Below are 11,556 nucleotides of genomic sequence, written 5' to 3'. Positions count from 1 at the left end.
CATGCGCTCACCCGTTAGCCGCCGCCATGTCCTGAGGGATGTGGCGGCGGGGCTGTCGGTCGCCGCCTTGTCGCGTCTCGCGCAAGCGCATAACGCCGCGCAGCCGGCGGTGCCGCGCCCGGCCGCCAAGCCGAATCCTTATCGGGTCAATGAACCCGTCTCGATCGAGGTCAAGGCCCGGCCGCTGCCGTCGTTCGATATCCGGGATCGCGCACGCGTGCGGTTCGGCGCGCTGGAGTATCGCAGTGGCCTGATCCTGACCTCGTCCTTCTCCGGCTTCGGTGGTCTCTCCGCGCTGCGGCTCGATGCCAAGGGCGAACGCTTCATCGCGGTCAGCGACCAGGGCAGCTGGTTCACCGGCCGTATCGTCTATCGCGGCCGCGAGATGGCCGGGCTCGACGAAGTCGAGGCGGCGCCGCTGCTTGGCGCCGACGGCAAGCCGATCACCGCGACCCGCGGCTGGTACGATTCGGAATCGCTCGCGCTCGACGGCTCGTTCGCTTACGTCGGGCTCGAACGGGTCAATCAGGTGCTGCGCTACGATTTCGCCAAAGGCTTCACCCGCTCGCGCGGCGAGCTGGTGCCGCTGCCGCCGGCGGCGCGCAAGCTTCCTCTCAACAAGGGGCTGGAGGCGCTGGTCTTCGTGCCCAAGGCCATGGCCAAGGGACAGGCGCTCGCCGGTACGCTGATCGCGTTCTCGGAACGCGGGCTCGATGCGAGCGGCAATCTGATCGCCTTTCTGGTCGGCGGCAAGACGCCGGGCCAGTTCAGCGTCCGTCGTACCGACAGTTTCGACATCAGCGACGCGGTGCTGCTGCCGTCGGGCGATCTGTTGATCCTGGAGCGGAAATTCTCCTGGCTGGGCGGCGTCGGGATCCGCATCCGCCGCCTTGCGCTGCCCGACATCGCGCCCGGTGCCGTCGTCGATGGCCCTGCGATCTTCAACGCCGACCTCGGCAACGAAATCGACAACATGGAAGGCATCGACGCCCATGTCACGGATCAGGGCGAGACCGTGCTGACCATGATCTCCGACGACAATTTCTCGCTGATCCAGCGCAATCTGCTGCTGCAGTTCACCCTGGTCGAGTGAGCCGCCGCCGAGGGGCGCCGTTGGAGCATTGCTGATCTGCGTTCCGGCCTGCGGGGCATCCAGGGCGGTTGGTGATCGACTGGGCGGCCTCTATCTTATGGTGGCCCTTTCCCCGATCCCGGACATCCCTCGCATGAGCACCCTGTTTTCTCCGATCGAACTGCGCGGCCTCAAGCTCTCCAACCGGATCATGGTCGCGCCGATGTGCCAATATTCCGCGATCGACGGATCCGCCAATGATTGGCACTTCACCCACATCAACATGCTGGCGCTGTCGGGCGCGGCGATGTTCTGCATCGAGGCGACGCATGTGGAGGATATCGGGCGGATCACGCCGGGCTGCCTCGGCCTCTACAGCGATGCCAACGAGGCGGCGTTGAAGCCGATCCTGGCCTCGGTGCGCAAGCATTCGAAGGCGGCGGTCGCGATGCAGCTCGCCCATGCCGGTCGCAAGGCTTCGAGCCAGCGTCCCTGGGAGGGCGGGCAATTGATCCCGATTGCCGACGGTGGCTGGCAGACGGTTGGACCATCTGCGGTCCCGCACAAGGAAGGCGAGGCGGCGCCGGCAGCGCTCGACGACGCCGGGCTGAAGCGCATTCGCGAGGCCTTTGTCGCGTCGGCCAAGCGCGCCGACCGGCTCGGCATCGACGCGCTCGAACTGCACAGCGCGCACGGCTATCTCCTGCACCAGTTCCTGTCGCCGCTCGCCAACAAGCGCACCGACCGCTATGGCGGCTCGCTCGAGAACCGGATGCGGTTTCCGCTGGAAGTTTTCGATGCCGTGCGCGCGGCATTTCCGGACCGCAAGCCGGTCGGCGTCCGGGTGTCCGCAACCGACTGGGTCGAGGGCGCCTGGGACGTCGCGCAGACCATCGAGTTCACGAAGGAGTTGAAGAAGCGCGGCGTCGACTGGATGGACATCTCGTCCGGCGGCGTCTCGGCGCTGCAGAAGATTCCGCTCGGGCCGGGCTACCAGGTGCCGGCGGCGCAGGCGGTGCGGGAGGCGACCGGCGTCACCACCATGGCGGTCGGCCTGATCACCGAAGCGAAGCAGGCGGAAGAGATCGTCGCATCAGGGAAGGCCGACATGGTCGCGCTCGCCCGCGGCATGCTCTACGACCCGCGCTGGGGCTGGCACGCCGCCGCCGAACTCGGCGGCGAGGTGAGTGCGCCGCCGCAATATTGGCGCTCGCAGCCCTCAACGCAGAAGCAGCTGTTCGGTAAGACCACGTTCGGAGCGCGGTAGCGACGGCGCGCCGATCCGACTGCGACAAAAGCCATTGTTCTGCCGCAGCCGGGGCAGCTACTCTCTGCGCGCGTGCGGAAGACACGCAACGAACAAAGAGAGGAAACCCATGGAACTCGGATACTTCGCGATGCCGTCGCATCCGCCGGAGTGCGGATTGAAGGAGGGCCACGATTGGGACCTGCAGGTGCTGCGCTGGCTCGACGAGCTCGGCTATCAGGAAGCCTGGATCGGAGAGCATCACACCGCACCGTGGGAGCCGCATCCGTCGCCAGATCTGTTGGTGGCGCAGGCGCTGCTGCAGACCACGAACATCCGTATCGGGCCCGGCGGCTTCCTGCTGCCGTATCATCATCCGGCGGAGCTCGCGAACCGCGTTGCGATGCTCGATCATCTCTCGAGCGGGCGGCTCAACTTCGGCGTCGCGGCCTCAGGCCTGCCGAGCGACTGGGCGATGTTCAATGTCGACGGCATGTCCGGCCAGAACCGCGACATGACCCGCGAGGCGCTCGAGATCATCCTGAAGATGTGGACCGAGCCGGGCCCGTGGACTCATAAAGGCAAGTTCTGGACGGTGACCAAGCCGGACACGATGTTCGATTTCCTCAAACCCCACATCAAGCCGCTGCAAGGGCCGCATCCGCCGATCGGCGTCGCGGGGTTGTCGAAGAACTCGGACACGCTCAAGCTCGCCGGCGAGCGCGGCTTCATCCCGATGAGCCTGAACCTCAATCCCGCCTATGTCGGCAGCCATTGGGACTCGGTCGAAGCCGGTGCTGCCAAGACCGGCCGCAAGCCGAGCCGCAAGGACTGGCGGATGGTGCGCGAGGTGTTCGTGGCCGACACCGATGAGGAGGCGTGGAAGCTCTCGACCGGCGACATGATGGGCCGGATGATGGGCGAGTATTTCCTGCCGCTGCTCGGCCACTTTGGTTTCAAGGATTATCTGAAAGCGTCACCCGACGTGCCGGACAGCGACGTCACCGTGGAATATTGCGCCCGCAACAACTGGATCGTCGGCTCGCCGGCGACCGTCACGGAGAAGATCGAGAATATCTACCAGGAGGTCGGCGGCTTCGGTGTGCTGCTGGTGTTCGGTTTCGACTACAAGCACAAGCCCGAAGCCTGGCACAATTCGCTGCGGCTGCTGAAGCAGGAGGTGTTGCCACGGCTGAAGCATCTCGACGCTTCGGTTGGGCGCGCGGCATAGGCTGGAGCGCGAAGTTCGTACGGGGCGGCGACAACGCTGCCCCGTTTGTCATGACGGATAGCAGGCGTCAGGTCGCACCTAGCCAGAACCGGGTTTCGATCTGCGCCCAGCCCTTGCCGATGCGGCTGCTCAGCCAGGTGTCGCTGCGCTTCAGGCCCTTGTCCTGCTGGCCTTCCGGCGTGTTGCGCCAGGCCTGCCAGCGATACTGGCCGTAGATGCTGACGATGCGCGCGGCGTAGGTCAGCGCCAGCTGCGAATCGCCCCTGATGATGACGAGGTTATCGTCGTTCTTGGTGCTGGCACGGTCGGAGAAATTGTGCGAGCCGGTCATGACCACCGGATTCTTGCCGGCGGGATCGAGCACGATCACCTTGCTGTGCACGGCGATCATGAACTTGCCGGTGTTCTTGATCTCGCGCTGCCACCAGTCGGTGGTCTTGTCGATGCCGGCGGGGCGGATCACGTCGGCAATCTGCTTGCCCTTGAACACCTGCTGCTGGCCGTTGCCGGCGAGCAGCTGCAGCTGATCCTTTGGACTGTCCTTGCCCTGCGCCGGGAAATTGTTGAGCACCCCGCGCACATAGAGATTCTTGTCCTGCGCCTTGTCCAGGATCGGGCCGAGCAGGCCCTTGTTGCCGGGATTGAGCATCAGGCACACCGCGCCGTGCTCGGCGTCCTCGATCATCTTGGTGGCTTCCTTGAGGTCGCCGCTCTTGGTGGTCGGCGTGAACCAGACGCTGGCGTTCGACTTGCCGATCGTGAACGGCCATTCGTGATCGCCGGCCACGGCCAGCGCTTTCGGCGACTTGCTGCCGTCGGCATAGATCGTCTTCCAATGATCGTGATAGGCCGCCGCGACCTTGTCGTCGGTGATCTCGAGACCGTTGTTGTTCTGGGTGCACAGCCCGGTGCGGGTCCAGTTGGTGCTGCCGGTCCAGACCACCTTCGGCCTCCCGGCGCCGTCGCAGAACACCGCGAACTTGTTGTGGGCGTAACGGCTCGGCGCGATCTTGCGGCGGACGATGTCGACGCCGGCCTTCTTCAGCACGCCCGCGTTCTTCTCGGTATCCTTTGCCGTGGCGTCGGACTTGCCGGTGCTGTTGCCGAGCACGACATGGGCCTTGCCCTTCATCGCGGTCAGCGCCGCGATCAATTCAGGATCGTTGAGCTCGTAAAGCGCGACATGGACGTCGACCTTGTTCTTCCTGGCATCGGCCATCAGGGCGAGCAGGCGGGCGCCAAGCTCTCCCTTGAGGAAGTCGCGGATCTTGTTGCCCTTGGTCGAGATCGCCTTGTCCAGCGTCTGGGACGCTTTTGGCGTGGTGCCGATCGCGCGCGACAGCCATTGGGCCGAGATCGTGCCGCGGTTGAACCATGGCTTCAGCGGACCCGAGGGCGTGGCGGAGACGTAGTCGGTCCATGTCGATGGCGCATTCGCCACGGGCTTCACCTTGGTGGCGCCGTCCATCAGAACGGGCACCACGCCATAGCGGACCGGCGCATCGGCCGGTGCCAGGAAGTCGGTCCAGTTGGTCTTCTGCACCGGCCATTCGGTGCTCGGCCGATGATCTCCCGCCTTGTGGCCCTGCACCTGATCCTCGAACCCGACCCAGGTGTCGACCACGGTCGCGCTCTTGCCCTGCTGCTGACGATAGAGCGCAAAGCCGAGACAGTTCGGGATCATTGCCGATACTTCCCAGACCACGAAGATGCCGTCGGTGGTTGGGAACGCTTGAATCCTGGAAATCACGGTGATGCCTCCAAATCGCTGGTGAGAAATATCCCGTCGATATGAACCTGGCGCGTCAGCGCCCTCAGGGATCCGACGCGTCGCATCGGATCGTCTCGGGCGGCCGGCCGCTATTCTAGCAAGGGAAGTATGTCAGAAAATCTACAACCTCGACTATCGGCTGGATCACAGATCGATGTCGCAGCACAGCTCGGTGCGGCCGCGGTCCTGGGAGGCCGTCGGAGCGGTGCCTACATCAACCGCACTGTGATCTTCGCCTTGCCCTTGTGATCGCCGTAGAACGATTTGTAGACCCAGGGCAGGCCGATCACTGCCTGGTTGACGTACAGGAATATCTCGCCGCTGCGATCGGCGGTGAATCGCGCCTTGTAGACCTGCGGGTCGGTGTTGGGCGCCGGCAGCGGGTCAAGGAAATATTCGTCGACGCCGGTCTCTCCGACCCGTGCGATCAGCCTGAACCACGGCCGGAACAGGATCCGTCGCAGGAAGATCGTGGCGTATCCGCGCCAGCGCTTGTCACCCTCGATGGTCGAAGTCCGGTATCCGATCGGCGTGACGGCGCGCCCGGCGTCCTCCCAGGGCTCCGACATCGTGATCGCAATCTCGTACTTGAATCCGGTGCGGACCTTGAGGCCGGTAGGCGCGCAGATCGCGCTGGTATCGAAATCGGCCGCCGCATCCTGCGGGATGCCCTTGTCGACGGCGACGAGCTTGTCGGCAGCTGTCCCCGTGCAGAAGGCGCCCATCGAATCCTCGGCATCGAACAGGAAATGGCTGAGCAGCGTCGCGCCGTACCAGACCATCACGGCAGTCAGCAGGAATGGAACGACGTGCCGTTTCCCGACATTGAGGACCCATTGATAGATCGCGCTGGTGCGGAATCGATAGATCGCATCGTGCACGATCCCGGAGAGCGGCGCAGGCTTGGCGCGGTCACGCCAGATGATCCGCATCCTGTCGCTGATCATTGCGCTGAGCGAACTGCCGACGGCCATCAGCGCGGCAACGGCGATGATGCCGCCGGCAAACCATTCCGGATTGCCGGCATACCAATCGGCCCACCAGTGAAAGGAAGCCGGCAGGAACGATCCGACGAAGCGCACCAGTTCCGAAATCATCCTGAACCGAGAGTTGAATTCATGCTCCTGGTGCTGATTGTGGAACAGCCAGAAAGCCGCCAGATGCAGCGACGCCGCCAGCGTGGCGAAATAGGCGATCCGCCGCATCCAGACGAAATTCCACAGCTTCTCCTGCGCGGCATAACGCGCCGGTGCGCCGGCCGGCGTCTCGAATGTATTCGGGCCCAGCGGCGTGATCTGGCCGTTGCGGGAGACGACCACATAGTTCGGCGGCAGCCCGATCGGGGCGTAGGCATTGGCGCCGCTGTCGATCCGCTCGAACACGCTTTCGTGGATCTTGGGCATCGGCACGCTGACGCCGGCATCGCGATCGTTGCAGAGGTCGGCGACCTTGCGGGGACCGTATCGATAGTACGAGCCCAGGCCCGCCCGCGAATCATAGAGGCGGCCGTCCTTGTCTTCCGACGATCTGATCGCCTTGATCGCATCGGGGTCGGCAATCGGAGCGCTCTTGAACACGAGGCCGTGCTTGACGGCTTCGTCGACCAGCCAGGCCAGCGGCACGAACGCGACGGCATCGTCCGGATAGCCGCCCCCGACATTGGCATGCATGCCGACGAACCACACCTGGACGAGGCGCTCGCCGTCGATTGTGGTCGGCACCGCCGGTGCGGGCTGTCCCGGCTCCTGCTCGGTCCAAAGCACCGGATGGAAGGTCGTGCGCTCGTCGTCGAGCGCCAGCGCGTGCCGTGCGCACTTGACCTTCGGACTGAGAATCCGGTTCGGCAGTTCGAGCGGCCACACCCAGTTGGAGATGCCGCGCGTCATCTCGTCGATCGGCAGGCCATAGGCCGCGACGGTGTCCCAGATGCCGATGAATTCGATCGATGGCACCTGCTTCCGGGCAATCTCGGCATAGGGCTTGTTGCCTTTCAGGCGGTCCAGCACCGGCACGAGAATGAAGTCGCGCAGCGCGCGGAAGATCACCTCGATGCGCCAGATCGAGTGGTAGCCCGCAGCCCGGTAAGCGCGATAGGCCTTCACGGCGCCGTCGTGCAGTTCGGCTTCGGTGTCCGCGACGATGAGGCCCTGATCGACGATGAGTGCAGCGAGCGTGCGCACCGTGAATGCGCCGCGGCTGAATCCGAACAGGTAGATCTTCGATTCGTTCTCGTGGTCGTAGTTTCGGCAGATGAACTTGTAGGTGTCGAGGATGTTGCGCTTGAGGCCGTAACCGAACGCGCCGCCGAGCAGCGCAAGCGGGACGAAAGACGAGGTACCGACACCGTCATCATATTTGGCGGCCTGGATGTTGCCCTGCAAATCCAGCGACTGGAATATCCGCCAGACATTGGTGCGCCAGACGCTCGAAGCTGCGTTGCCGGTCCCGTCGGACAGAATGATGATCTTGGGGCTCGGCATTGAAAGACGCTCGCTGAAATGAATGAAGCGGATTGCGTAGCCTAACAGGGGTCAGATCGAATGCTACCTTGGATCGATCTTTAATCATTCCATGCCGCGATAGGTGTGAACTGGCGCACAAAAGCGTCACGTGGTCGCGGCCATGTGAGAGATGGCAGCTTTCGCGATGCTGCGAAAAGGCCTAGCTTGATTGCCGGTGCAATTCATTGATGAGGCATGGCAATGCGCAGCCGCGTCAGAAAATTTGCCCATGTGCTGGAGCGCTTCGGCCTTGCCCTGGCGGGGGCTGCAAGCGGTCTGTTCGTCGCCATCCATGTCGGCTCGAGCGTGTCGGCGCTGACCTCGCAGGCGTTCCTGCTCATCATGATGCTGGGCGGCGCGATCGGCTTCTACCTCGGCATCGACACGCCGCCGAAGCTCTTCCATCCGAAGGACGCCGCCTCGCTGCGCAAGATCGACGCGGCGGAGCTGCTCAGCGCGGTCGGCACCTTCCTCGCGACGATGGTCGCGTTCTTCTCGGTGGGTGTCGTCGTGCTGCGGAGCGAGCCGGATATCGGCTGGACCGCGGCCATCATGGCGGGCTGGGTGCTCGGCGTCGCGATGCAAATCGTCGCCGGCACGATCGCCCGGGCGCGCGCCTGAGGACGTTGGACGGACGCCAGGCTAGGCTCGCTTCGGCGATCGAGATTGATCGCGTTGGCGGGCTGCCCGAACGCAAGTCCTGCACGCAAGTCCTGCACCCGCGGCCGGCCGCAGCGCCCGGGACAGCACAAACCCGGAGCCGGGCCGAATAAACAGCTACCCCGTTTTGCTCATTTGTTCGCGATCTTGGTGGGGTCCTTGATCGCCTTGAAGGTCTCGTGCTCGACGCTGTAGAGCTCGCCGCCGACCTTCTCGACCTTGCGAATGTAGATGTCGTGGATGACATCGCGCGTCTTTGGATCGATCGACATCGGGCCGCGCGGGCTTTCCCAGGCCATGCCCTTCATGGCATCGATCAGTGCGTCGCCATTGGTCTTGCCGCCGGTCGCCTTTAGCGCCTCGTAGATCAGATGCATGCCGTCATAGGCGCTGACGCTGATGAAATTCGGACGCGTATTCGCATTGGCCTTGCGGAACGCTGCGACATAGGCGTGGTTCAGATCGGATGGATGGGCGGCGGAGTAGAATCCCGCGGTGATCATGCCGATCATGGCATCGCTCATGCCCGGCAGGTCCTGGTCATCGGCGATGTCGCCGGGGCCGATCAGCTTGATCCCGCTCTTGTCCAGCCCGCGCTCGACAAACTGCTTGGCCAGGATGGCGGCCTGGCTTGCCGGGACGAAAATAAAAAGCGTATCCGGATTGCCGTCCCGCGCACGTTGCAGGAACGGCGCGAAGTCGGGATTGGCCAGCGGCACCTTCATCGCTTCGACGATTGATCCGCCGGCCGCGGTGAAGCTCGCCGAAAAGACCCCGGCCGCTTCATGCCCGGGGGCCCAGTCGGACGCGATGATGGTGGCCCGCTTCGATCCGTTTTTTGCCGCCCAATCCGCCAGCACGCTGGCCTGCTGCGCGTGGGTCCAACTGGTGCGCACGAAGTAAGGCGACCGCTCGGTCACGATCGACGTGCCCGATACCATGACGACGGTTGCCGTCTTGCTCTCAGTGACCAGTGGCGCGAGGGCCAGCACGCTCGGCGTCAGTCCGCCGCCGAGGATCGCGGCCTTGTCGTTAATGATCAGCTCCTGCGCAAGGCGCTTGGCATTGTCGGGTACGCTGGCGTCGTCCCGGACGATCAGCTCGACCTTCCGGCCGGCGACCATGTCGCCGTGCTGCGCCATGTAGAGCCGCGCTCCGGCGACCGCCTGCTTGCCGACCGGCCCCAGAACGCCGGTCAATGGCATCACCAGCCCGACCTTCACGGTGTCCTGCGCCCAGACATGTCCCGATTGCACCGCCGCGAGCGTCAGAACAACCCCGGTCAACACGGCAAACCGCGTCCTCGACATGGCCAACCTCCCGCGTGCCCGGAAATGACGCCGGGCCGGCTCTCGACTATCGGCTTCGCCGCAGGGGAGTCCTGATCGAGAAGTGACAGAACCACGAATTTCCTGCTAAATTTCCCGGATTGGTACCGTCTGTGGGCATGGAGTGACCTCTATGGACCCGGCGACTGATTCCGTTTTGGTATTTGATTCATTTGTATTGGACCTTGCCCGCGGCGTTGTGCGCGTGGATGGCGTGGACCTTGATCTCAGGCCGAAGTCATTCGCGGTGCTCCGGCATCTTGCCAGCAATGCCGGGCGGTTGATCTCCAAGCAGGATCTGCACGCGGCAGTCTGGGGCAACGTCGCCGTTTCAGACGACTCGCTGGTCCAATGTGTCCGCGAGCTGCGCCTGAAATTGCGGGATGACGACCACCGCATCATCAAGACGGTGTCGCGCCGGGGATACCGGCTCGATGCAGAGCCTGTTCTGCCGTCGCACCATCATGAATCGAGCAACATCCCGCGCACGACGTCAACGTCCCGCGGCGTGGCGGGACGTCTGGCCGCGCTTCCCCGATGGTTGCTTGTTTCGAGCCTGTCGGTGATCGCCTTGGCGGCTCTCGTCGCGTCACCGATTGCCGATGGGATGCGGAATCCCCTAGCGGAGTTGGTGAACTGGTTTGCGCCGCAGGATCGCGGCATCGTGCCGGATCGGGATGTCGAACGGATCATCGCGCTGGCCGCGGAGAAGCAGATGCCGCTTCCTGCCTTTCGCATTCGTGCGCCGGCAAGCGACGTGCCGGACGATGTCCGCCGCTTTCTCGGCGTGTGGGCGAGCGACGAGGGATGGATCAACTCGCACCGCCAATTCATGATGATTGTCACCAGCGTCGACCGGGACGGCGTCGCGACCGGCTATCTCGTGAACGGACCGGCGATGCCGCACAGTCGCACGCCAGGACCGGGCTTCTCCGGCGGTTTTACCGGGCAAGTCTCAAACGGCATCTTGCGATATGATGGCAATGCGGGAGTGCATTCCGCCTGCATCACCGCGGACGGACGGATCGAGTTCAGGCTGATCTTCCGCGATGGCGGCACCGGGGTGGTGTTCCTTGAACCGCTCTGGACGCTCGCCCATCCCGGCCGCGTCGCGCGCAATCAAACCTGATCGCCACGCGATACGCCGAGCCCCGCAAGATGCGTGTCGACGAACTGCGCGAGTCGCTCGCGCAGCATCTCGGGCGGCACCGCGACCATGCGCTCCTCGAGCCCCAGCGAGATGATGCCGTGGACCGCGGAGAACATCATCCGCGACAGCAGCGCGACGTCGTCGGGATCGCGATCGGGCAACAGCCGCACCAGCGGCGCGTGCATCAGCGCGAACGCATCCATCACCATTGCGAGGATGTCTTCCGGAAACGGCCGGTCGTCCTCCATCCGGTGCTCGAACAGCGAGCGCAGCAGGTTGGCGTGCTCGCTGGCGAAGCCGAGATAGGCGTCCGCGAGCCCGTGCAGCTGGCGCAGCGGATCGTCGGCCGGGACTGCCTTGAGCCGTGTGGTCAGGGCCTCAACGGTCTCCCGGTTCACGGTCAGGATCAGGCCGTCGAAGTCGCCGAACTCGTTATAGACGCTGCCGATGGAGCATTTGGCGGCGTCGGCGACGTCTCTAACCTTCAATGATCTCAAGCCCTTAGTGGCGATAAACCGGCGCGCGATCTCGACCAGCAAAGTGCGCCGCTGAAGTTTCTTCCGGTCCCGTCGCGATTCTTCTTGAACAATGTTCATT

9 protein-coding genes are annotated in these 11,556 nt (G+C 64.1%); 5 read left to right on the top strand and 4 right to left on the bottom strand.

The window, feature by feature from the left end; all coding sequences use genetic code 11:
• The first annotated feature begins 1 nt into the window (after position 1).
• From H8A92_RS17735 to H8A92_RS17725, 3 genes are all read left to right on the top strand, one after another.
• On the top strand, positions 2–1,093 hold the full coding sequence (locus H8A92_RS17735) for an esterase-like activity of phytase family protein (RefSeq protein ID WP_229196971.1): 1,092 nt from the start codon (positions 2–4) through the stop codon (positions 1,091–1,093).
• A gap of 133 nt (positions 1,094–1,226) precedes the next feature.
• Positions 1,227–2,339 carry an NADH:flavin oxidoreductase/NADH oxidase gene (locus H8A92_RS17730; protein WP_229196970.1) on the top strand — a complete coding sequence of 371 codons (1,113 nt, stop codon included), beginning with the start codon at positions 1,227–1,229 and terminating at the stop codon, positions 2,337–2,339.
• A gap of 109 nt (positions 2,340–2,448) precedes the next feature.
• Complete coding sequence (locus H8A92_RS17725) at positions 2,449–3,549, top strand: LLM class flavin-dependent oxidoreductase (RefSeq protein ID WP_229196969.1); 1,101 nt, start codon at positions 2,449–2,451, stop codon at positions 3,547–3,549.
• Between the two features lie 67 nt (positions 3,550–3,616).
• Here H8A92_RS17725 and H8A92_RS17720 read toward each other — a convergent pair whose 3' ends face one another.
• Positions 3,617–5,299, bottom strand: coding sequence for a phospholipase D-like domain-containing protein (locus H8A92_RS17720; RefSeq protein ID WP_229196968.1), 1,683 nt, complete (start codon positions 5,297–5,299; stop codon positions 3,617–3,619).
• A 230-nt stretch (positions 5,300–5,529) separates the two neighbouring features.
• Positions 5,530–7,800: a DUF2235 domain-containing protein gene (locus H8A92_RS17715; protein WP_229196967.1), complete on the bottom strand. Its 2,271-nt coding sequence runs from the start codon at positions 7,798–7,800 to the stop codon at positions 5,530–5,532.
• 222 nt (positions 7,801–8,022) lie between these two features.
• Between H8A92_RS17715 and H8A92_RS17710 the strand changes: the two genes are divergently transcribed.
• Positions 8,023–8,442 (top strand): hypothetical protein, encoded by a 420-nt coding sequence (locus H8A92_RS17710; RefSeq protein ID WP_229187690.1) that lies wholly within the window; start codon positions 8,023–8,025, stop codon positions 8,440–8,442.
• A gap of 170 nt (positions 8,443–8,612) precedes the next feature.
• Here H8A92_RS17710 and H8A92_RS17705 read toward each other — a convergent pair whose 3' ends face one another.
• Positions 8,613–9,791 carry an ABC transporter substrate-binding protein gene (locus H8A92_RS17705; RefSeq protein ID WP_229196966.1) on the bottom strand — a complete coding sequence of 393 codons (1,179 nt, stop codon included), beginning with the start codon at positions 9,789–9,791 and terminating at the stop codon, positions 8,613–8,615.
• A 151-nt stretch (positions 9,792–9,942) separates the two neighbouring features.
• Here H8A92_RS17705 and H8A92_RS17700 point away from each other — a divergent pair, with 151 nt between their 5' ends.
• The gene (locus tag H8A92_RS17700) at positions 9,943–10,938 is read left to right on the top strand and encodes a winged helix-turn-helix domain-containing protein (RefSeq protein WP_229196965.1); all 996 of its coding nucleotides are present in this window, start codon (positions 9,943–9,945) and stop codon (positions 10,936–10,938) included.
• On the opposite strand, the gene H8A92_RS17695 is transcribed toward H8A92_RS17700, so the two are convergent.
• The gene (locus H8A92_RS17695) at positions 10,929–11,555 is read right to left on the bottom strand and encodes a TetR/AcrR family transcriptional regulator (protein WP_229196964.1); all 627 of its coding nucleotides are present in this window, start codon (positions 11,553–11,555) and stop codon (positions 10,929–10,931) included. The two genes, H8A92_RS17700 and H8A92_RS17695, sit on opposite strands and share 10 nt — an antisense overlap.
• Position 11,556 lies beyond the last annotated feature (1 nt).

The organism is Bradyrhizobium acaciae, from assembly GCF_020889785.1.
Classification (GTDB): Bacteria; Pseudomonadota; Alphaproteobacteria; order Rhizobiales; family Xanthobacteraceae; genus Bradyrhizobium; species Bradyrhizobium acaciae.
The sequence above is the reverse complement of the archived record's forward strand: the minus strand, read 5'-3'. Positions and strand labels throughout refer to the sequence as shown.

What these genes read in the sequence shown, in the direction of transcription:
- H8A92_RS17725 (WP_229196969.1), top strand. Translation starts at nt 2,449, where the DNA reads ATGGAACTCGGATACTTCGCGATGCCGTCGCATCCGCCGGAGTGCGGA.
- H8A92_RS17735 (WP_229196971.1), top strand. Translation starts at nt 2, where the DNA reads ATGCGCTCACCCGTTAGCCGCCGCCATGTCCTGAGGGATGTGGCGGCG.
- H8A92_RS17715 (WP_229196967.1), bottom strand. Translation starts at nt 7,800, where the DNA reads ATGCCGAGCCCCAAGATCATCATTCTGTCCGACGGGACCGGCAACGCA.
- H8A92_RS17695 (WP_229196964.1), bottom strand. Translation starts at nt 11,555, where the DNA reads ATGAACATTGTTCAAGAAGAATCGCGACGGGACCGGAAGAAACTTCAG.
- H8A92_RS17710 (WP_229187690.1), top strand. Translation starts at nt 8,023, where the DNA reads ATGCGCAGCCGCGTCAGAAAATTTGCCCATGTGCTGGAGCGCTTCGGC.
- H8A92_RS17705 (WP_229196966.1), bottom strand. Translation starts at nt 9,791, where the DNA reads ATGTCGAGGACGCGGTTTGCCGTGTTGACCGGGGTTGTTCTGACGCTC.
- H8A92_RS17700 (WP_229196965.1), top strand. Translation starts at nt 9,943, where the DNA reads ATGGACCCGGCGACTGATTCCGTTTTGGTATTTGATTCATTTGTATTG.
- H8A92_RS17730 (WP_229196970.1), top strand. Translation starts at nt 1,227, where the DNA reads ATGAGCACCCTGTTTTCTCCGATCGAACTGCGCGGCCTCAAGCTCTCC.